At 55.0% G+C, this 21,720-nt stretch carries 14 protein-coding genes; 3 read left to right on the top strand and 11 right to left on the bottom strand.

All coding sequences use genetic code 11. The annotated features are described in order from the left end of the window. Nucleotides 1-88: 88 nt before the first annotated feature. The 4 genes from GGR91_RS01975 to GGR91_RS01960 form a co-directional block, all read right to left on the bottom strand. Complete coding sequence (locus GGR91_RS01975) at nt 89-1,636, bottom strand: tryptophan halogenase family protein (RefSeq protein WP_183939535.1); 1,548 nt, start codon at nt 1,634-1,636, stop codon at nt 89-91. Continuing rightward, the gene (locus GGR91_RS01970; RefSeq protein ID WP_246337014.1) at nt 1,623-2,492 is read right to left on the bottom strand and encodes an ROK family protein; all 870 of its coding nucleotides are present in this window, start codon (nt 2,490-2,492) and stop codon (nt 1,623-1,625) included. The genes GGR91_RS01975 and GGR91_RS01970 overlap by 14 nt, the downstream gene beginning before the upstream one ends. A 10-nt stretch (nt 2,493-2,502) precedes the next feature. Continuing rightward, complete coding sequence (locus GGR91_RS01965) at nt 2,503-3,600, bottom strand: glycoside hydrolase family 68 protein (RefSeq protein ID WP_322788757.1); 1,098 nt, start codon at nt 3,598-3,600, stop codon at nt 2,503-2,505. A 431-nt stretch (nt 3,601-4,031) separates the two neighbouring features. Further along, nucleotides 4,032-5,225: a fumarylacetoacetate hydrolase family protein gene (locus tag GGR91_RS01960; RefSeq protein ID WP_221204197.1), complete on the bottom strand. Its 1,194-nt coding sequence runs from the start codon at nt 5,223-5,225 to the stop codon at nt 4,032-4,034. 407 nt (nt 5,226-5,632) lie between these two features. Between GGR91_RS01960 and GGR91_RS01955 the strand changes: the two genes are divergently transcribed. Both GGR91_RS01955 and GGR91_RS01950 read left to right on the top strand, forming a co-directional pair. Beyond that, complete coding sequence (locus GGR91_RS01955; protein WP_246337013.1) at nt 5,633-8,053, top strand: glycoside hydrolase family 3 protein; 2,421 nt, start codon at nt 5,633-5,635, stop codon at nt 8,051-8,053. A gap of 18 nt (nt 8,054-8,071) precedes the next feature. Further along, nucleotides 8,072-9,349: a sugar MFS transporter gene (locus GGR91_RS01950; protein WP_183939527.1), complete on the top strand. Its 1,278-nt coding sequence runs from the start codon at nt 8,072-8,074 to the stop codon at nt 9,347-9,349. Here the strand turns inward: GGR91_RS01950 and GGR91_RS01945 are convergent. From GGR91_RS01945 to GGR91_RS01930, 4 genes are all read right to left on the bottom strand, one after another. Then, nucleotides 9,346-10,593 carry an MFS transporter gene (locus GGR91_RS01945; protein ID WP_246337012.1) on the bottom strand — a complete coding sequence of 416 codons (1,248 nt, stop codon included), beginning with the start codon at nt 10,591-10,593 and terminating at the stop codon, nt 9,346-9,348. The two genes, GGR91_RS01950 and GGR91_RS01945, sit on opposite strands and share 4 nt — an antisense overlap. Beyond that, on the bottom strand, nt 10,547-11,608 hold the full coding sequence (locus GGR91_RS01940) for a LacI family DNA-binding transcriptional regulator (RefSeq protein ID WP_183939525.1): 1,062 nt from the start codon (nt 11,606-11,608) through the stop codon (nt 10,547-10,549). Before GGR91_RS01940 ends, GGR91_RS01945 begins: the two co-directional genes overlap by 47 nt. Nucleotides 11,609-11,611: 3 nt before the next feature. After that, complete coding sequence (locus GGR91_RS01935) at nt 11,612-12,586, bottom strand: glycoside hydrolase family 16 protein (protein ID WP_183939523.1); 975 nt, start codon at nt 12,584-12,586, stop codon at nt 11,612-11,614. 87 nt (nt 12,587-12,673) lie between these two features. After that, entirely contained in the window at nt 12,674-15,856 is a 3,183-nt protein-coding gene (locus tag GGR91_RS01930; protein ID WP_246337011.1) for a TonB-dependent receptor, read from the bottom strand. Between the two features lie 154 nt (nt 15,857-16,010). Between GGR91_RS01930 and GGR91_RS01925 the strand changes: the two genes are divergently transcribed. Next, nucleotides 16,011-17,516: a tryptophan halogenase family protein gene (locus GGR91_RS01925; RefSeq protein ID WP_183939519.1), complete on the top strand. Its 1,506-nt coding sequence runs from the start codon at nt 16,011-16,013 to the stop codon at nt 17,514-17,516. A 30-nt stretch (nt 17,517-17,546) separates the two neighbouring features. Here the strand turns inward: GGR91_RS01925 and GGR91_RS01920 are convergent, their stop codons facing one another. From GGR91_RS01920 to GGR91_RS01910, 3 genes are all read right to left on the bottom strand, one after another. Then, the gene (locus GGR91_RS01920; protein WP_183939517.1) at nt 17,547-18,923 is read right to left on the bottom strand and encodes a cation:proton antiporter; all 1,377 of its coding nucleotides are present in this window, start codon (nt 18,921-18,923) and stop codon (nt 17,547-17,549) included. 295 nt (nt 18,924-19,218) lie between these two features. After that, on the bottom strand, nt 19,219-20,091 hold the full coding sequence (gene mmsB, locus GGR91_RS01915) for a 3-hydroxyisobutyrate dehydrogenase (protein WP_246337010.1): 873 nt from the start codon (nt 20,089-20,091) through the stop codon (nt 19,219-19,221). Nucleotides 20,092-20,096: 5 nt separating this feature from the next. Further along, on the bottom strand, nt 20,097-21,593 hold the full coding sequence (locus tag GGR91_RS01910; protein WP_183939513.1) for a CoA-acylating methylmalonate-semialdehyde dehydrogenase: 1,497 nt from the start codon (nt 21,591-21,593) through the stop codon (nt 20,097-20,099). Nucleotides 21,594-21,720 lie beyond the last annotated feature (127 nt).

Below are 21,720 nucleotides of genomic sequence, written 5' to 3'. Positions count from 1 at the left end.
AGACATGGGAAACGGCGCCTGCTTTGTGCGGGCGCCGTTTTTGTTTGTGCGCGTGCGTTATGTCGCCGGCCCCGCAGTGGGTAAGGGACTAAAGCTTTTGTAGCGCTTCAAAATAGCTGCTGTTGGCCACTGTATCGCGCAGCACAAAATCACGCAGCTTGCTCCGCCGTTGGGCAAGTTCACCCATCATGGCCTGTATTGGCGCGCTGGGTTCAGACGGCGGTATCGCTGCTTTGCCCCATCCCATACCATAGAGAACGAATTTGTAATTCGTGGCGGAAAAGCACTGGGTCGTGCTGTGAAAATCATAGATGCTGGGGACCGCTGTTTTCCAAGTCGCCAGATTGGCCTGAAGCGACGGTGGGATGGTCTTAGGATCACAATTGTCGCGCCAAAAGGCCGTGTCCCGGCGGTTGGACAGACAGTAATGCATCTTCAGGAAGTCAGCGATGTTGTTGTAATGATTGTGCAGAATCCGGTTGTAGCTGGATTGGGGCTGTGATCCGCCCAGGTAACGCGGCACAAATTCGAGCATGGCCCAATTAGCCATTTCAATAAGGTAAATTCCGGTCGACTCCAGCGGTTCCAGAAAGCCACTCGACAGCCCGATGGCAACGCTATTGCCGCGCCATTGTTGGTCATGATAGCCGATCCGCATGTCCAGCCGCCGTGATTCCAACATATCAACCGGTTGCTGCACATAGGCGGCGAGCTCGGCCTTTGCAGCATCATCATCTATATAACGCGAGCTGTAGACATGGCCCACACCGCGGCGATCCTGAAGCGCGATGTCCCAGATCCAACCCGCACTTTGCGCCGTAGACTTTGTGTAACCGATGACGTCGGCAAGGCTATCATTCGGCACCCGCGTCACAATGGCGCGGTCCACGAACAAGGTGTCGGAAAGGCTGTTGAAAATGTTCTGTTGGTCTGAATTGATCAACCGTGCCGCAAAGCCGGTGCAATCAACAAACAGGTCGGCTTCGATCCGCTCCTTATTGTCGAGATGTAATGCGCTGATGTCTTCAAAATCCCGATCAATTTGGATGACTTTTTGAACTTTGTGGCAAACGCCGCGCGCCTTGCTGTGTGTCTTTAGATATGTCGCCAACTTGCCGGCATCGAGATGATAAGCGTAAGCCAGCGCGCCGTCATAAGGCTTGTCGCTGAAATTCTTCGGCGCCTGACCGCGCCGCGCGATTTCGGCCTGCACGGAAAATTGTTCGGCATAAGGCGCGCGTTGTTCCAAGGGTAGTTGCAGCCATTGCCACGTCGCATCCTTGCCCGCGACCATGATTTGGTCGCCAAAGGGGTGGAAATAGTTATTGGCGCCGCACAATTGGGGGTCGTCGCGCCAATTGATGAACTCAATGCCATGTTTGAATGTCGCGCCGCAGGTTTTGAGGAAGATATGTTCTTCAATGCCGCATGCGGCCAGCGTTTGGCGGATCGACGGGATGGTGGCTTCGCCGACGCCGACGGTTGGAATATCTTCGGCCTCTATGACCGTGATCTCAACGGGCCGGTTCAATGTGTGCGGCAGCTGGTTCTGCAAAAATGCCGCCGTCAACCAACCGGCCGTGCCGCCACCGACAATGACGATTGCTACGGCACTGCCTGCATCATTTTTTGCCATTCACAGCCCTTTTCGCAAGTTCAAAGGCACCCGCAATGCCGGAGCGTGTGCCAAGGCCCGGCGGCGTGATGATCGCGCCAGCATCCACGCCAAAATAGCTGCCCACACGCTTTGTGGCCTGTTCTCTTATCTTATCGAGAAGCCCTGCGGTTTGCATCACCCCGCCACCCAAAATAATGCGCTGCGGAGAATAGAGCGCAATTTGGGTCTGACAAAGTTGCGCGAGATAATCGGCAATGATGTCATGGGCGACATGGTCAGGGGCCAATTCGGAGAGCGACGCGCCCCAGCGGGCCTTAATCGCAGGGCCGGACGCCAGCCCCTCTAAGCAATCCCCATGCGCTGGGCAGATGCCGGCAAAATCGATGTCCTGCGGGTGGCGACGCGGCAGGATATGCCCCATTTCCGGATGGCGGCTGCCCTTTACCGTATTGCCGTTAATCACCGCGCCGCCGCCAATGCCTGTTCCTATTGTGACGTAAATGGCAACGTCGCAGCCTTGTGCTGCGCCGTAAAGATGCTCTCCGATAGCCGCGGCATTCACATCGGTATCAAGGCCCACAGGGCAGCCCAAGGCATCACCGAGACGCGCGGCAACACTTGTCTGTCCCCAACCTGCTTTAGGGGTATTGGTGATATATCCCCATTCCGGCGACGCGGGATCGAGATCGACCGGTCCAAAGGACGCAAGGCCAAGACCTGCGATGTCACCATTGGCACGAAACCAGTCAATTGTGCGCTGAAGCGTTTCGTCAGGGGTCGTGGTCGGTATTTGCACCTGTGCCACAATATCATCATGACCACGGCCAATCGCGGCAACGAATTTGGTTCCGCCGGCTTCGATCGCCCCTAACATCCGCCGCCCATCAACCAACATGGGCCAATTCGCGGCGCAGACCGGCGCGATTGCCATCGAGCATGAGTGTGACGAACGGGGCAGGCGTTCCACCGAAACTCTCGGCCGCCAGCTGCGGGTTGTTTGCGAGGCTACGACCTTTCAGTCCCCAATGATCGACAAAGCTACTAACCAGAAGCTCTGCCGTGACATGCCAGCTATAGCTTTGCATGGGTTCTTCGGGCGGATTGGCCAAGACCAGGCCGCTGCCATTCAGCGGTTCATAATCGCCAAAAAGACTGTCGGACACCATCCCGTAAAGCCCGGTTGGCCCAATTGGCCCTTCGGGATTGAATGTGCCCGCCTGGGTAACCCAGAAAATATAATATAGGCCATCTTTCGAGACCATATGGGCGCGTTCCAACTCATTATTGACGCCATCTGCATGCAATAAGGGCGGTAAAAGTTCCCAGCCGCCATTATCCGATCGGCGGGCGATGCCGATCGCGCCGTTATATTCGGACGCGGGGCCTGCCAAGGATCCTGTAAACAGCAAATATTCCTGCCCATCTGCAGGGTCGCAGAAATAGGCCGGGTCGCGAAAAGCCTTAATCTTGCCAGGCTCGCCCTCTTGCTGATCGGCGATATGATAATGCAGCCCGTTGTTGGCCACCGATTCCTGAAGGGGGGACCAATTGCTAATCTGGCCATCGGCCTGCAAAGTTCCGTGGGTTTCAAACAGGCGCTGCTGATAGCCGCCCGGATTGCCGGCAACACCCGCTGCGGTGAAGAATAATGAGACAATTCCATTTTTGAGCAGGGCCGTACCGGCCCATTCCCGTTCGAATGCATAATCTGTGTCAGGCAGCGCCCACCCCAAATCACGCCATTGCCCTTCTTTTAGGTGCAGCAGCCTGATGCGCGCTTCAAAATGGCGTAACGCTGGGTCTGAACGGTCTGGCGCAGCAAGGGCCATCCACACCGCCCCGCCAGCAATATCGGCAATGCTGCCGTCTGGGCATTGGATGGGCCACATATCCCAAAGCACAATCCCCGGCAAAAGCGGGGTAGCATCGTGCCCATTTACCACATTGACAGTATCAAAGCTTTGCTCTGCGATACGCGACACGTGCTTATGCGTCCATGCTGAGGTCAAGGTGCGTATTTCCCGATTCTGAAGGTCAATTGCCATTTTCCTAGGAAATGAGGTGGTGCATTGCAACATATAATTGCAATCGATTGTATTTGCGCATCAAGTTTAATGCGGCGAGATATCGCCTTTCTAGTTGCAGAGTGTGTTGATCAACCAGAGAGGTTCGGAAGCGCCATTATGCGAAGCGAACGAGATCCGCGTTAGCGACAACAGGCGAGTTTGCTGACTATCCTAATTAGCCGATTTTTGGCATTTCTACCCAAAAACAGACAGTCCGTTCCCGGTCCACTTCCAGCGGTTCTGTTCTGCGCCCGATAGCAGACTTAAATGTGGCGTTTTTCTTCACTCGTGAGCAGATAGTCTTTATGCCACCGAGAACATAGCAGTCGCAAAAATTATCTCAGAAATCATTTGGAAATCTTAACAACGATGTCGCCCAGATAGTTAGATCCGTGATGCACCGCATCGCCCGGCTGGAGATAGTGGCCATCGGCAAGCTCATTGGCAATAAAAGTCTGGCGGACCACATCAAAAAACGTTTGCTTGCCAAATGGTCCGCCTTGCAATGCATAGGCTACCGCTCCATCTATCGTATCGCCGCGGGACGGCGGTGTGAAGATAGTACCCTCAGCGGTTCCCGACATCAGCGTCATGGTCGGCGGAATGCTGCCTTCCGGTGCCAACTTCCAATAATTTTCCCGATATAGAAAACGCGGTCTCGCCATGTCTCTAAAGGCCTTGTCGACCAGCTGTTTGAAATCAAGCGTCATTTCATTGCCTCGTGCGTCTTGGCGAGGCGAACCGTTCACATTTGTCGTCATGCGTATGCTGGCTACAAACGCCTTCCAATCCTTTGGAATAACAAGGAATGGCCCGGTCGGAAAGAAATCGGGTCCGCTTTTCGCGTCACTGAAGCCGCGTCCGGAATTCAAGTTGTCTGGGTCGGCTAGGTTGATGAGTGCATTTCGGTTGGTGAAATCACCGCAAAGGAAGAGCCCTTTTACAGCAACGTCAAAATCATTCGGTGCGCGTAATGTTCGATCAAAGCGGACACAAATCTCTACTTCATAGTCAAGCAAAACCCCGGCAACGGCTATTACCTGGGTCCTTGCTGCTGTTGCAGGGCCAAACTTTGGAAACTGAAAGACAGAGCTGCTATTAGCTTCGTCAGCGTGCTCAGGAAAATTCGTTCCTGTTCCGATATGTTGTGTGCCCGTTGGTCCCGCTGCAAGTAGATTTGCGATTGGAAGCGAGATTGTGGGGACATTGTCGGCGTTATCGGACAGCACGGGAGTAATATCTGCGCCTGAAAGCGCTTCGAATGGATCGTCTGTTTGGGGCGCTCCCAATTCTTTAAGGTCGATGCCAACGACAGTTTCTTTGTTGTAGCCCGTCACCAGCACAGTGCGTATTTCGCCTTCAGCGTTGCGAAACTGGGCAAGTGTGGTGGCTTCCTCGGGAGGAGCCAAACGCTGAACCAGCGGATCTTTCTCGAAGCTTGCCGGATTAAACTGCAGATCGGGTGAAGTGAACCACGCTACGACAACGACCATAGCGACAACGACTATCCCTGCCGTAAACCATTTGACGACAGCGCTCATCCCATATCCTTCTTGATCACCCGTTCATCGGAGTTCTGCCGAACACTTGGCGTGAGCACAAGGGAGAATATTTCCATTGAGCGATGGCAAATGCGGTGCGCTAGTCTTCTGGAAGAGGACGCCTTTGCTCATCGACCGCCGCAAAACAGAACTTCTGCTGCGCGTCCAAAAGCGACCGTGCCGCTTTCGGTCCACTTCCAGCGATTTGCGATGACCGTTACACATCACGGCTTTCAGGATTTTCTTGGTACGCTTTGAACGTCGTCAGTTGGACCTGAAGCGGACTGTCCGCTTTTGGTTACGCAGCATCGTGATGAAGCTTGATTTCTCCCCCCGTTGCTGTCATCAAATTATGATAACGTTCACAACGAAGTTTTGGAGTTGGTTTGATGCGGTTAAGGGGATCGATGGCACTGATGGCCTTCGTGTCGGCGGGATGTGTTTCAGCGGTGACGCACCCACAGACTATGAAGCCGGCGGCGCCTTCTGCTGCGACGACTGCAAATGTTGCCAACTGGCCAACGGCCCAAAGTCCCGCGGCGATTACCGATACGAAAACCGAAGACGCGATAACGGCGTTGCTTTCAAAAATGACGTTGGAGCAGAAGGTCGGTCAAATAATTCAGGCTGACATCAGCGCCATCACGCCTGAGGATCTCAAGACATATCCGCTTGGCTCGATCCTTGCGGGCGGTAATTCCGGACCTTATGGCGACGAGCGCGCTAACGCTGCAAAATGGGCGCAGCTGGTTAGTGCATTTCGCGATGCGTCACGTACATCAGGCGCTGGTGTACCCATATTATTTGGCGTCGATGCGGTGCATGGGCATTCAAACCTGCCGCAGGCAACCATCTTTCCGCATAATATCGGACTTGGCGCGGCTCGCGACGTCGACCTTATCCAACGCATTGGCAAAGCCACGGCGGCAGAGATTTCAGGCAGCGGGATTGAATGGACCTTTGCGCCAACGCTCGCCGCACCACAAGATTTGCGCTGGGGCAGAACCTATGAAGGCTATTCCTCCGACCCTGCATTGATTGCGGCCTATGCCGGTGCGATGACCATAGGCTTGCAAGGCAATCTTGTTGCCGGTGCGCCGCTGGACGCCACGCATGTTGCCGCAACTGCCAAACATTTCCTTGCGGACGGCGGCACCATGGACGGCCGCGACCAAGGCGATGCCCAGATCAGCGAAGCCGAACTGGTCGCAAAACATGCGCAGGGCTATCCAGCATCTATCAACGCAGGCGCACTGACCGTTATGGCCAGCTTCTCAAGCTGGAACGGAGTGAAGCATCATGGCAATGCCTCTCTGCTGACCGATGTGTTGAAAAACCGGATGGGCTTTGCCGGGCTGGTTGTTGGCGATTGGAATGGTCATGGCCAAGTCGCGGGCTGTTCTGCGACCGACTGCGCTGCGGCCGTTAATGCCGGGCTGGACCTGTTCATGGCGCCTGACAGTTGGAAGGGGCTATTTGCATCGACGCTGGCAGCGGCGCGGGATGGCAGGATCTCCACCGCACGGTTGGACGATGCGGTGCGGCGAATCGTGCGCGTGAAATACAAACTTGGCCTCATGGGCGATGCGCCGACTGTGCGGGGGCAAACATCTTTGGTTGGCACGCAAGAGCATCTTGATGTTGCGCGTGAGGCGGTGTCAAAATCACTGGTGCTGCTCAAGAATGATAGCGGCGTTCTGCCCATTCGTAATGGTAGCAATGTCCTGATCGCCGGTTCCGGCGCGGACAATATGGCGATGCAGGCCGGCGGTTGGACGATTAGCTGGCAAGGCACGGATACCACTGCCGCCGATTTTACCAATGGCCAGACGATTGGCCGTGCGATTTCGGACGCGGTTAAAGCAGGCGGCGGCACGGCCAATATTTCGGCATCGGGCATGTTTGAAAAGAAGCCCGATGTGGCGATCATTGTCCTGGGTGAAAAACCATATGCCGAGTTTGAAGGCGATGTGCCAAACCTCGCATTCCGGCCCCAGCCTGCCGAAGAGGACATGATCGCGCGATTGAAGGCGCAGAATATTCCTGTTGTGGTCCTGTTCCTATCTGGACGGCCCATGTTTACGGGCAAGCTTATCAACCAAGCCGACGCTTTTGTTGCTGCATGGTTGCCGGGCACGCAAGGGCGGGGTGTCGCCGATGTGTTGGTCGCAGGCGCAAACGGAAAGACATTGCGTGACTTCACGGGCCGCCTGCCTTTCAGTTGGCCAGCAGATGCGCGGTCACCGATCGATGTGCCGCTTTTCCCGCTGGGCTATGGCCTCGATTACTCGCAATCGAACAAGCTTGCTCCGGTTAACGAAGACCCGCGCGTCGATTTGTCATCGCTGACCATCGCCACGCAATATTTCGTCCGTGGCAAAGTGCCCGCACCTTGGAATTTGCAGATGGACGGCTCGATTAGCGCGCGGGCCGTCGATATGTCCGCGCAGGAAGACGCGCGGCAGTTCACTTGGAACGCCGATGGCGCCTTTGTCGTCAACGGGCCTGCTGTCGACTTAAGCAAGCCGTTGAAGGAAGACTGGTCGCTGCTTATCGACTGGCGAATTGATCAGCCCGCGACCGGGCCAGTCATGCTTTCCTTTGGTGGCGCTGCGCTTGATATAAAAACCACGATGCGCGCATTGCCAACGGGAACGCCCGCACAAACCCGCATTCCGCTGCGTTGCTTTGCCGCAGCTGGTGCGAAGTTGGACGCGGTTGGTTCCCCCATACGTATGCAGGCGGCGAAAGGCCTTGTTGCGACCATTCGCAACGTTCATATCGAAACGACAAAAAAAGGCGCGTCCTGCCCCGGCAAAGCGCGCTAAAAACAAGGGAGAGAGAAGATGGCATTGGCACCCGGCGCATCTGCGTCAGCAGATAATGGCGATACTCATATCGACGCACCGCAATTGCAATTGTTCGTGATGGGGCTGTTCTTCATCTTCGGCGGCATCACCAGCCTCAACGATGTTATCATCCCGAAGTTAAAAGAGCTGTTTACGCTCAATTACACGCAAGCGATGCTTGTGCAGTTCTGTTTCTTTGCCGCTTATGCCGTCATCGGCATTCCCGGCGCGCGGCTCGTGAAGAAAATTGGATATATGCGCGGCGCGGTTGCCGGCCTTTTGACGATGATGGCTGGCTGTCTGTTGTTCATTCCCGCGAGCCAGACCGCGACCTATGGCGTATTCCTGTTGGCATTGTTTGTGCTGGCAAGCGGTGTGGTCATTGTCCAAGTGGTTTCCAACCCCTTGATCTCCATGCTTGGCAAACCTGCCACGGCGCATAGCCGCCTGACCTTTGCGCAAGCATTCAATTCGCTTGGCACCACGGTTTTCCCGATCGTTGGTTCTATCCTTATTCTCGGAAGTCTTGCGACGGTAACCGCTAACCAACTATCCGGAGTGGAGCTTGACGCCTATCGCACTGCAGAGAGCCAAGCCATTGTGAACGGCTATTTGGGTGTTGCGATTGCGCTAGCGATTGTTGCCGCAGTGGTATGGCTGTTTCGCGATGCGCTGAAGGGCGAAAAGCATGAGGCGAGCGAGGGCTTGGCTGGCCTCGACTTATTGAAGCGGCCTCGTTTCGGTTTCGGTGCTTTGTGCATTTTCCTATATGTCGGCGCCGAAGTCGCGATTGGTTCGCTCATCGTCAATTATTTGATGCAAGATCATGTGATGGCTTTGCCCGAACAGGACGCTGGCAAGCTTATTGGCCTATATTGGGGCGGCGCCATGGTCGGCAGGTTCATCGGCTCTGCGGTGCTGCGTGTGCTTAGCCCGGGTAAGGTGCTGGCATCTGTATCGGTTGCCGCAATTGCACTGCTGATCTTTTCCACACAAAGCACGGGCGAAGTTGCTGGCTATTCTTTGTTAGCCGTGGGCCTGACCAATGCGATCATGTTCCCGACGATCTTCACGCTGGCCTGTGAAAAGCTGGGGTCACGCGCTGCCGATGGTTCGGGCATCATCAACGTCGCCATCGTCGGCGGCGCTGTTGTTCCGCTGCTCACGGGCATTATCGCTGACGTGACGGGAAGTCTCGCCATAGCGTTCACGTTACCGATGCTTTGCTATGCGATCATCGCGGCATTCGGTATCTACGCGCGCAAGCCTGCCTAATCGCGCGCGTGCTGGCGCGGCATTGTTGCCAATAACAGGCACGCAATGACCGCCAGCCCCGCTAGCAACAGAAACAGGCTGCCAAAGCCATAAGTGGGTACCAACGCGAGTGTTAGCCATGGCATGATGAGCGATGGCACGGTGTTCGTCAGGTTGAAAATGCCCAAATCCCGTCCACGCGTTTGTGGACGGGGGAGCACCCTCAACGTCTGGCTTGAGTGCAACGCCAGAAAAAGGCTGCTCGCCAAGCCAAAGACCACATAGCCGGCGATAGCGACGGGTAAAGATGACGAAACCGACATGATGATCAGTCCGGCCGCTGCTGCCGCTGCCCCACATATGAGCGGCAAAATGGGGCGGTTTGCACGGTCGGACCAGCGGCCGACAGCTAATGCTAAAAACACAGCCGTACCCAGAACAAGCGCAAAGATATTCGCGGCATTATTTTCGCCGAAATCCGGATCGACGCTGCGGAACCATAAAAGCAGAAACGCAAATAATGACGCTTCCGCAATTTGGATCAATAACCGCGCAATCCACATTTTAACGGCGGCGTGCCGTGTTCCGGCGCTCTGTTCCCCATCGGTTGTTTGATCCGTCAGCGCGGTGTTCAGCCCCGGCATCGATATCGGTCTGCCAAAAATCAGCACCGGACTGACCATGGCTATCACCAACATCGCGATAATGATTTCACGGTGCTCCGATGGAACAGCATCGTTCATCGTTACAAACGCACCTGAAAGCGCGCCCATACCGGGCGCTAACGCCAATAGACCGCCAAGGAAGCCCTTTTGGGAATCGGGAATGGTGTCACCGGCCCACGCGGTTAAGGGCGCGAGCATCATGTTCAGGCCGATTTGCCAGAATATGATGATGGCGATCATCGCCGCCGGGCTCTTGGCATAAGCAGTGATGAGCAGCAAAGCCGTTGATAAGGCTAATCCGGCGCATATCCACGGGCGTCGTGCGCCGCTTTTGTCGCTGGCCCATCCAAAGACGATATTGGCCACGCTTGCGGCTACAGCGCCCACAAAGGCCGCGATCGCCAACATGCCAAGGGCGTCATTGCCGGAGATGTCGGTCGCGCGCAGCGGCAGCAATATCGTCAGAAACGGCATATAGGCGACGGCACCGCCAGATACGGCGAGCGCGTACAAATACATGAACGTTGCCGACTGCCGGCTGCTGTCCGTAGATTTAGGCGCGACCATGTGCAGACGGTGGTGCGGTGCTGCTGCGCGCAATAAGGCTGCCTTCAATAACAACCGGTTGATGCGGCACAAGCGCGTCACCATTGGTAATCAATAGCTCCACCGCCTTGGAAAAGGTTGCGGCGATGGGTTGATCAACGGCAGTGAGTTCGGGCACGGTAAAACGCACAACGGGCGTATTGTCGAAACTGATAAGGGATAAATCGCCGGGAATGTGTAAGCCACGCGTCTTGGCCGCGTCCAACGCGGCAAGCGTCATTTGGTCGTTGCTGCCGATGATCGCCGTGGGCGGGTTTTCCAAATCGAGCAGCGCGTTTGCAGCCAGCACACCGCTATCATATCCAAAATCGCCTCGGACGCATAACGCATCGCAGGAAAGGCCGGCACTGGCCATCGCCTCGCGCCACCCGTCGATACGCCAGTTGGACAAATCATATTCCTGAGGGCCAGCAATGAAACCGATCCTGCTATGGCCAAGCGCGATGAGATGTTCGGTTGCGCGTCGGGCCGAGCCCTCGTCATCCATCGTCATCGCGATTCCCGGACCCGATGTGATCGATCCGATGCGGGCAAAAGGGATTTTGCGTTTGGCAAGAAATCCGGTGATGAGCGGATTTTCAGAGTGCGGCGGGGTCAGGATGACGCCGTCTGGCTGCAGCGCGGCAATGGCTGCGCCCAATTCACGCTCGACATGATCATTGTGGGTATCGACCAGTTCAAAGATCATCCGGTATCCATGTTCGGCACATTTCAGCATGCCGCCGAAAAGCATTTGGTCTACCCAGTCTGATCCTTGGCGGTTCCGCCAATCGGCAATTGTGCGTTCCCGGTCGTTGATCGCAAGGATCAGGTACGAACGTGATCCGCTCATCCGTTGCGCAGCGATGGACGGGACATAGCCAAGCTTATCAATGGACGCCTGCACCCGTTCCTGCATGGCAGGCCGAACGTTAGGCTCATTATTGATGACGCGGCTTACCGTTTGCAGGGAAACCCCCGCATCGGCTGCGACATGTTTAATTGTGACGGCCTGGCGGCGTCTCGCCATAACTTACTTACTCTCTTTGCCGCCCTGCATGCAGGCCAGACCTTTTTCCTTGTCGCTGCTGCATTGGTAGATGCGGATCCAGTCGATCAAAAACGCTGCAGGTGTTACATCCGATGCAACGCCTTTATCGTTATTCTTCTCTGACAGGCCACCCCCAATGGCGAGGTTAGCCATGATGTAGAAGGGCTGGTCAAAAGGCGCAACGGGATTTGATTTCGCCAATGGCGACGCTGTTTCCCAATCCGCACTGGTCCGTTCCCAATATTTCCGGCCATCGAGATAGAAACGCATCACGCCCTCGCCCCATTCGAGCGTCCAGATGTGAAATTCATCGGAAGGCAAAGCGTTTGACGGCAGCGCCACGCGCGTATCATGAAATTTGTTTTTCGGTGCGTAATCGCCAAAATGGATCGCGCTGATCATCCGGTTCTCACCAACACCGCCCGTGCATGTTTCGCAAGTGGCGCCGAGGTTAACACCCTCCAAAATATCAATCTCGCCCGAAAGTGGCCAGCCGCCGTAGACGCTGTTGGCGGGCATCATCCATACGGCAGGCCAGGTGCCTTGGCCCTTGGGCGGCTTTGCGCGAAATTCGACTTTTCCGTATTTCCAGCTGGAAATGCCAAGCGTTCGAATTTTGCCGGAGGTATATTCCTGCGTCTTTTGTGGATAAGGCTTGTTTGAAAATTCAGGCGGCAGATCGGGACCCGTAAACGGCTCTTTATGCGCAATTAAATGCAGATTGCCATCGGCGACCTTAATATTTTTGGGCCTATCGGTGTAGCATTGCCGTTCCTGATTGCCGCCGCCCCAGCACGATTTTTCGGGCTTCCATTTTTTGCGGTCCAATTTGCTGCCATCAAACTCGTCGGCCCACACAAGCGTCCAGTTATTTTCTGAAGCCTGTGCTGTGGCCGCCGTTGTCCAGCACGCCGTCAAACCGATCATAGCACCGAGCAAGGCAATTTTGGGCGGCATAGTTTTCTCCTGAAACGCGGGCTGAAAGAAAAACGGACCCAAGTCATATGACCAAGGCCCGCTTTTCCGCAACACTGATGCTACGTATTAGAACTCAAATCGAGCAAGGAACGTGAAGCGTCGATCGTTCCGGAACGCCGAGCGCGTTGCGCGGGTGCCGTCAAAATCGATGACTTGTGATGTCTGTGTGACTTCATCAAGCAAGTTCACGCCCTGAATGCCGAGTTTCAATTGCTTGGTCACAGAAACAAAGATTGATCCGTCAAGCTGGCCTGTTGCTTCGCCGTAAATGGGCGAGAACGGGAAGATGACGTCGCGCGGTGTCTGCACAAATTCAGACCGCCAGTTATACGCCAAGCGGAATGACAACGGACCTTTTTCGTAGAATCCGACGGCATTGATCGTATGTTTCGAGACCCCAGCCAATGGCAGTCCGCCCGAAAGCGGGCTCTGTTCAGAACCAAGCGAAGCGTTGTTGAAATCGCCTGCATCAACATAAGTATATGTCAGACCGGCGCCCAAACCGCTTAATAGGCCAGGCAGGAAATCGTAAGTTTGCTGATAAGCAACTTCAACGCCCTTCAATGTTCCACCATCGCTATTCACCGGTGTGTTGAACAGAATATCGGTGTTGACGCCCTTCGGCGTGACAAATGGACGCACTATGGCGCCGCTATTCACGATATTGCTGACATCCTTTACAAAGCCGGATACCGTCAACGAACCGATTTCTGCCCAATACCACTCGAGAGAGAGGTCATAGTTCACCGATTCAACGGGGCGCAGGAATCGATTTCCCGTGTTGATGGCAAGCAACGGACCCGTGGCCAAAAGCCCACCGGCGCGCAGATTGTTGGTGTTGTCATATGCACCGCCACCTGACGTGAACGCTGACAGATCTGGCCGGGAAATACCCTTGGAGATTGCACCACGCACCAAGACACCGTTGCCAAAATCAAGCTTTGCGTTGAAGTTGGGCAGCCAGTTTGTGTAGCGGATGTTCAGCGGGTCGGAAATGACCTCTCCTGTAAACAACGACGCATAGGTCGCTTGGCGCGCGGCTGACAAGCCGCAATAGCCAGGTACCGGTGTGATATTATTGGCGAGAATAAAGGCACATGAGCCCTGCACTTCTGCCAGTTGGACGATGCCATCACGGTTGCCGTTATTGTCGAAGAACTCAGGTGTTGGCAGGCTGAAAGAACCGCCACTTCTCACCTTGGTACTGACATAGCGCAAGCCGATATTGCCGCTGAGTTTTGTGCCACCAAGATCCGCGCCAAAATCAACGCGTGCATATGCAGCGGACGTGCTTTCTTCGACGTCCGAAATTTCACCAGCTGTCCATGGACCACCAGCCAAGTTACCTGAACGCGCTGAAATCGGGAACCATGCGTTCGGTGTCAGGGTGGAAGCGGTAATCGCATTCGCCTGCGTCCGGATGGCACCGCTCAGATAATCAGCGACCATATTGTCGCCGCCGAAGAAGAAGGCAGAGCCATCCCCAAGCGGAACCGGCGCATTACCGCGCTGGAAGCTGTCGCCAAATGGGTTACGCAAATTGGCCGAGTTCGGGAAGTCGCGAACATATGCACCGCCACAGCCGAATGCCTGGTAATCTCCGCAGTTCCAGTTACCGCCACGTCCTGTCCATGGCGCGCCCAAATTGCCCCAGTTGGAGAAATTCGCGCTGCGGGTTACGCGGTTACGGTCACCCCAACGTGCGCCAAAGCGCGCTTTTTTGAAAAAGCCGTCATCGCTAACGTCATATTCGGCATCGGCGCGCATGCTGGTCAATTGACCTTCATTCTTCACCTGATTGTCGATGAGGAACCAGTAAAAGGTCTTGCTCGGGTCATTGAAATAGCTCGACGGCGATGTAGCGAGTCCGGGTTGCAGAAACTCGACGAGTGGCGTGCTGCCACGGTTGTCGATACGCAAATCGGCATAGGTCTGCATCGCCGAGATAAAGCCATCTTCGGTACGATCCGATTTAATGTGCTGTACTTCAAAGTTGAAGCGCAAACGATCGGTGGGGCTCAGCTTGATATGGGCCGAGAAATCTTCGGTCTTTGCCGTGTCTTCACGTTGGAAACGCAGCAATTCGGTTGGGATCCCGCTAACACCGCCAGAGGATTGGGTCAGCGTACCTGCGACGAATTGATTATCGTCATAGATTGCGGTTGTGCCCGGCGCGAGTATAGGAAACAGCGCGTCGTCATTCACCAAAGCCAAAGCGGCATATTCATTTAACGTCGCATTGGTCGACGCGCGCAGATATTCCACGGTGACCTCAGCACGCCCATCATTGCTTTCCCACTGACCAACCGCCGAAAATGAATTGCGGTCACGATTCAGGTCGGTTGTGCGGACGCCGGCACCTTTTGGTACAAAAACGGAATTTGCAGGCGGAAAGTTGGACGCGTTCAAAGGCGTGCCGCTGCCGAAACCGCCAGATCCGACTGGACGTACACGAATACATGGGCCAGTCAGTGAACGGTCGCGATAGCAAGGATCGGTAATTTGCGATGCGTCGGTGCGGGTTGCCAGCTCAGATTGGCTATACGCCAGCTGCAGGCCAAAGGTACCAGCGCCTGTCTCAAATGTATTTGAACCCAGAATGGAAAAGCCCGGCGACCATTTCTTCGCCATGTCTCCATAATTGCCTTCAATCGAGCCAGCGACATGAAAGCCCGGTTTGTCGAGCGGCTTGCGCGTCACAAGGTTGACGGAGCCAGAGATATTGCCTTCCAACATGTCGGAGGTCGAGTTTTTGAAAACCTCGACACGGCCCAACAATTCAGGCGAAACGTCATTGAACGACAATTCCCGGCCACCATTGGCCGAAAAAATTTCGCGGCCATTCAGGTTCGACAGGACATAGGGCAATCCGCGAATAACAACGCCTGAACCTTCCACCGAAAAGCGGTCGGGGTCATTGCGCTGTTCAAAACGCGAAATGTTGACGCCAGGGACGCGCTGCAATGCTTCTGCAACAGAACGATCGGGAAGCGCGCCAATATCTTCGGAGGTGATTACATCAACAAATGTGTCGGCTTCACGCTTTATGCTCTGCGAGTCTGCGAGAGACTTTTTATAGCCGCTCACGATGATCGCGTCTTCAGCCTCAGCGCTTTCCGCAGCTTCAGCGGGCTGGTCAGCCGTTTGTGCAAAAACTGGCTGCGCTGCACATAGTGCAATACTGGATGCCGTCGTCAATACAGCAAGGCGCTGCGATCGCGATGCTCCGAATAAAGATTTGCGTGCCAAATGATCCTCCCTGATGTCGATTCGGAGGATATGAACTCCCCCTTTATCATAACACATATCCACAATTGAGAGCGTTCACAAGAGATAAAATGAACGTTCACAATTTGCAGTTCTCGTCTATATAGCTACGCAGGATGTTTAAGGGAGAAGTCGGATGGCAATCGATCATATCATCATCGTGGGCGGCGGAACCGCGGGCTGGATGGCCGCAGCTGCGCTGTCCCGTATTCGCGCGGGTCGTCCCGTGGCGATTACGCTGATCGAATCGGAAGAGATCGGAACCGTCGGTGTTGGCGAGGCGACGATACCTCCGTTTCTGGACTTTAACCGTTTGCTCGAAATCGACGAGCGCGACCTGCTCTCCATGGTCCAAGGCAGTTTCAAGCTGGGCATTCAGTTCGTCAACTGGGGCAAGATTGGCGACAGCTATATCCACCCCTTTGGCAATTATGGCTATCAGGTCGATGGCATTTCATTTCACCATGTGTGGCACAAATATCAGCAAGCAGGCGACAAGCGCCCCATTCAGGTTTTCAACGTCGAAACAATGGCCGCGCATTTCGGGCGCTTTGCGCGAACGGAAGATTATCAACGCGACGATTTGCCGCCCGTTAACTACGCCTATCATATCGACGCTGGACGCTACGCCCGATATTTGCGCAATTATGCAGAAACGCGCGGCGTTGTCCGTCGTGAAGGCAAGATTTCTGATGTCACATTAGACAATGAAAGCGGTTTTGTATCGTCTGTGACCATGGAAAATGGCGACGTGTTGAAGGGCGATCTGTTCATCGATTGCTCCGGCTTCCGAGGCCTGTTGATCGAACAGGCGCTGAAAACCGGATATGACGATTGGTCCAATTATCTGCCCTGCAACCGCGCGGTAGCGCTGCCATGCTTGCGTGAAGATGGCAGTGGCCCATTGCCCTACACCCGCGCAACCGCCCATTCGGCAGGATGGCAATGGCAGGTTCCCTTGCAGCACCGCAACGGCAACGGCCATGTCTATTGCAATGAATATATGTCTGATGACGAAGCACATAGCATCCTGGTCAACAACATCGCTGGAAAACCCGGTGCGGAACCAAATTTCCTGCGTTTTGTAACGGGTCGGCGTAAAAAGTTTTGGAACAAGAATGTTGTCGCGCTTGGTCTGGCATCGGGCTTTATGGAGCCTCTAGAGTCCACCTCGCTTCACCTTGTGAATACGGGGATTAACAAGCTGATTGCGTTGCTGTCTCTCGATGGGGTGACGCAAGCGCAAGAAGACGCGTTCAATCGCCTGACCGGCAAGGAATATGCCCGCATCCGCGATTTCCTTATCCTCCATTATAACAGCACAACGCGTGACGACAGTCCCTTCTGGAACTATTGCCGCAACATGCCCGTGCCCGACAGCCTCACCGAGAAGGTCGAGCTGTTCCGCCAAAACGGCCAAATATTCCGCGAAGATGACGAGCTATTTACCGAAACCAGCTGGGCCGCTGTCATGATGGGACAGGGTATCAAGATGGGCGGGCACAACGCCATGGCAGACGCGGTGAGCGAACCAAATACGCGGCGCGAAATTGACGAAATGGAAAAATCGATCCAGTTTGTGGTCCAGCACATGCCGTCACATGGCGAATATCTGAACCGATATTGCCCCGCTCCTGCTTGAAAAAGGCAATTTCCCTAATCAAACCGGGGTTCAATCGGCCAGAGCCACATCCTTTTTTTCGAGTGCCCCGAGCTCGCCTGATTCACGCGCTTTTCGGCCGTACACCAATTCAAACAACGGGCTTGCCATCATCGTGGTGACAATCGCCATAAGCACCAGCATTGAAAACAATGTCGGTCCGATTATGCCTTTTTGCAGACCGATGTTAATGATGATGAGCTCCATCAAACCACGTGAGTTCATCAACGCGCCGATACCCAATGCGGTGCGATTGTCTTCGCCCGCAACCCGCGCAGCGACATAGCACGCACCAAATTTGGCGACGATTGATCCCGCCAGAATGACCAGTGCGATCAACAGCAATGGAACCGTGTTGACCATATCCATGCGCGTGTTGAGCCCAGAATAGGTAAAGAACATCGGCAGCAATAGAACGACTGCAAGCGGCTCAACCTTCTTCTTTAACTCTTCAACGAAAAGGCCGCGGGGCATAACAACCCCCAGAATGAAGCCGCCGAAAATTGCATGGATTCCAACTCCGTCCATGATGAACGCGGACAGACAGAATGCAGCGATAGTTATGCCAAGCACAGTCATGCTCATTTCGCCCTCGCGCTCGACGATTCGCCCAAGCGGCGCGAAAATTTTGCGGCCAAACAGGATGATAAACGTGGCGTAAAGCAGCCCGCCACCTATTGCGAGAACGGCAACGCCGGGGCCTGCGCCAAAGGTTGCCAGAACCACTGCGAGCACGCACCAAGATACAGCGTCGTCAAAGGCACCGGCGGCAAGCGACAATGTGCCGAGCGACGTTTTCGCTAGCCCTCGTTCGTTAATGATGCGCGCTAACATCGGGAACGCGGTCAGCGCGATGCAAGCGCCCATGAACAAAGTCGCGCTTGATTGCGAAATTCCCGGTGTAAATAGACCCGGAACAGTAAGCAGCCATGGGGTTAGCCATATTGCAATCAAAAACGGGGCCGCAATACCCGCGAAAGATACACTCATCGCGCTCTTTGCTTTGGATTTGAAATGGTCCAGTTGCAACGTTGTGCCGACCAAGAACATGTACAAACCGACACCAAGTTGTGCCCCCGAATACAGCACGTTTTTAGTCGGTCCGGGGAAAACCGCGGCCTGTGCATCCGCGAAAAAATAGCCAAATAATGATGGCCCGAGGATCACGCCCGCGATCATTTCGCCAACAACCTGGGGTTGACCAAGATATTTTTGGCCCAGTTTGCCAACGATCCGGCAGGTTAGGATGATGATAGCTAACTGCAAAAAGAAGTGGACGCTAAAATCCGTTGGCGTGAAGCTACTCGCAGTCGCGGCCTGTGCAGGACCGTTGGGATCCAGCACTTTGGAGAGCGTTTCTATTGCGCTTTCTAGCATTTCAGAAAACATACCCTCCCCTTTCTATGGATATGAAGCGCTTATAGGTGGCTGCAAATGTATTGACCATTTGTGGACCGGAAACGTTGCCGTAGGGCAACCCATGACACGATTGCGGTAGCGGCGCATAGAGCATAATTTTGGTGTTTTGGGAGAAAAGTAATCAGGCAGCGTCTGATTTAGAAGTAAACGGCCGCCTTCCGCGCACGCTAAAGCGCCCCGCCCCTCTTTGGGATCGCTTCACCATGAACTCTGCCCTAGAAGGCCGCCTTGGCGTCGCAGTAGATCTTTTAGATCATTGTCGGCCTTAGCTTAGTGTTTTGATTATTGCTGAAAAGTCGAGGCCACCTTTTCCATCTGCATCAAATTGCGCGTATAGTTCGGCCGCCCGCGCGCCCATGGGCACATCGGCGTTGACGGACTGCGCAGCTTCCATGGCTAGCTTAAGGTCCTTCAGCATCAGTGCGGTCGCAAATCCGCCCTGATAATCATTATCCGCAGGCGATGTCGGCCCGACGCCTGGAACGGGACAATAGCTTGTCATCGACCAGTTTTGGCCAGAGGCTTTCGACGAAATGTCGTAAAAGGTTTGAAGGTCGAGCCCGAGCTTTTCCGCCATGGCAAAAGTTTCGCACGTCGCAATCATCGATGCGCCCAGCAGCATGTTGTTGCATATCTTTGCCGCCTGACCAGCCCCTGATCCGCCAGCATGAATGACCGCCTTGCCCATCGCCGACAGGATCGGCTCTGCCCGCGCAAAGGCGGTATCCGTGCCACCCACCATGAAGGTCAATGTGCCCCCATTGGCCGCCGCAATGCCACCGGAGACCGGCGCATCGACCATGTCATAGCCGGCTGCGACAGCATCCGCCGTCACCTTGCGCGCGGTATCAACATCAATCGTCGAACAATCGAGCAATATCGCGCCCTTAGGGGCATGGCCCAATACATCATTTTCAAATACGCTATCGACGATTTTGCCATTGGGCAGCATCGAGACGACAGCGTCAACACCATCGACAGCCTCACGCACGGACGTAAATGTGGCGCAGCCATTTTCCTGCGCGCGCGCCAAAGCGTCGGCCGACAGATCAAACGCATTTACCGCGTGCCCCGCCTTAACGAGGTTTGCGGCCATGCCGCCACCCATGTTCCCCAGACCGATAAATGCGATTTTCATGTGATTTACCCCATGGTGGGAATGACGAACGCGTTGCCACCGTCGGGCGAGCCATCGGGCCAACGCTGGGTGATGGTCTTGACCTTGGTCCAGAACTTCACGCCTTCCATGCCGTGCTGGTTGGTGTCGCCAAAGGCAGAGCGTTTCCAGCCGCCAAAGCTGTGATAGGCAACGGGAACAGGGATCGGCACGTTGATGCCGACCATGCCGACATTGACGCGTGCCGCAAATTCACGGGCGGCGTGGCCATTGCGCGTGAAGATCGCGACGCCATTGCCATATTGGTGCTTCGACGGAAGCGCCAAGGCCTCTTCAAAGTTGGCCGCGCGGACAATCTGCAACACTGGGCCGAAGATTTCTTCCTTATAGCTTTCCATGTCGGTAGTGACATGGTCGAACAAGGTTGGTCCAATGAAGTAACCTTCTTCATGTCCCTGAAGCTTGAACCCGCGTCCATCAACAATCAGCTCGCCGCCTTCATCAACGCAGGTCTGGATCCAGCCCTCAACCTTTGCCTTGTGCTGTTCGGTTACAACAGGCCCATAATGCGCTTCGGCATCGGTTGAGATGCCGACACGTAGGGCTTGTATCGCTGGAATGAGCTTCGCCTTCAAACGCTCGGCCGTGTCGTCACCAACAGGCACCACGACAGGAAGCGCCATGCAGCGTTCACCGGCTGAACCAAAGGCCGCGCCGGCCAAATCATTGACGACTTGGTCAAGGTCTGCGTCGGGCATGACGATGCCATGGTTCTTCGCACCGCCCATGGCCTGCACACGCTTGCCGTTGGCAACGCCGCGGTTGTAGACATAATGCGCGATGTCGGACGAACCGACAAAGCTGACCGCGCCGATGGCGGGGTGGTCAAGAATGGCGTCGACCATTTCCTTGTCGCCATGCACGACCTGGCAAATGCCTTCGGGCAAGCCGGCCTCGATAAACAGTTCCGCCAACCGCACAGGAACACTTGGGTCACGCTCGCTTGGTTTGATGATGAACGCGTTGCCCGTCGCAATAGCGGGGCCACACATCCACAAGGGGATCATGCCGGGGAAGTTGAACGGCGTTATGCCTGCACCAACGCCGATAGGCTGACGCATCGAATATACGTCAATGCCGGGGCCAGCGCCTTGGCTATATTCGCCCTTCATAACATGCGGGATGCCGCAGCAAAATTCGATGACTTCCAACCCGCGTTGAATATCGCCCTTGCTGTCGGCAATGACCTTGCCATGTTCGGACGAAAGCATATGCGCCAGATCATCCATATTGGCTTCAACCAAGCGTTTGAATTCGAACATTACGCGTGCGCGGCGCTGCGGGTTGGTCATCGCCCACGCAGGTTGCGCGGCCAATGCTGCCTGCACCGCGCGTTCCAACACAGCGGCATCGCCCAATGCAACGCGGGCCTGAACGCCGCCATTGTTTGGATCCATTATGTCGCCAAAACGCGATGCACTGGCGCCCGCGCCGCCGCTAATGAAATGATCGATTTGACGCATAGCTCTTCTCCTAATTACGTGCGCCGCCAATGCCCGTGTCGGACCATTAATGCAACCTTGGTATATTATGGTTCAAAAATTGCTGACGGTGCATATATGGGCGTCAGAACGCCGCAATATCCGTATC

This window comes from Sphingorhabdus rigui (genome assembly GCF_014196595.1).
Classification (GTDB): Bacteria; Pseudomonadota; Alphaproteobacteria; order Sphingomonadales; family Sphingomonadaceae; genus Sphingorhabdus_B; species Sphingorhabdus_B rigui.
This window is presented reverse-complemented; position numbering and strand designations above follow the sequence as displayed.

Excerpts from the sequence above, each read along its gene's own strand:
- GGR91_RS01975 (WP_183939535.1), bottom strand. The coding sequence starts at position 1,636 with ATGGCAAAAAATGATGCAGGCAGTGCCGTAGCAATCGTCATTGTCGGT.
- GGR91_RS01970 (WP_246337014.1), bottom strand. The coding sequence starts at position 2,492 with ATGTTAGGGGCGATCGAAGCCGGCGGAACCAAATTCGTTGCCGCGATT.
- GGR91_RS01940 (WP_183939525.1), bottom strand. The coding sequence starts at position 11,608 with ATGGCGAGACGCCGCCAGGCCGTCACAATTAAACATGTCGCAGCCGAT.
- GGR91_RS01925 (WP_183939519.1), top strand. The coding sequence starts at position 16,011 with ATGGCAATCGATCATATCATCATCGTGGGCGGCGGAACCGCGGGCTGG.
- GGR91_RS01955 (WP_246337013.1), top strand. The coding sequence starts at position 5,633 with ATGGCACTGATGGCCTTCGTGTCGGCGGGATGTGTTTCAGCGGTGACG.
- mmsB (WP_246337010.1), bottom strand. The coding sequence starts at position 20,091 with ATGAAAATCGCATTTATCGGTCTGGGGAACATGGGTGGCGGCATGGCC.
- GGR91_RS01920 (WP_183939517.1), bottom strand. The coding sequence starts at position 18,923 with ATGTTTTCTGAAATGCTAGAAAGCGCAATAGAAACGCTCTCCAAAGTG.
- GGR91_RS01935 (WP_183939523.1), bottom strand. The coding sequence starts at position 12,586 with ATGCCGCCCAAAATTGCCTTGCTCGGTGCTATGATCGGTTTGACGGCG.
- GGR91_RS01910 (WP_183939513.1), bottom strand. The coding sequence starts at position 21,593 with ATGCGTCAAATCGATCATTTCATTAGCGGCGGCGCGGGCGCCAGTGCA.
- GGR91_RS01960 (WP_221204197.1), bottom strand. The coding sequence starts at position 5,225 with ATGAGCGCTGTCGTCAAATGGTTTACGGCAGGGATAGTCGTTGTCGCT.
- GGR91_RS01950 (WP_183939527.1), top strand. The coding sequence starts at position 8,072 with ATGGCATTGGCACCCGGCGCATCTGCGTCAGCAGATAATGGCGATACT.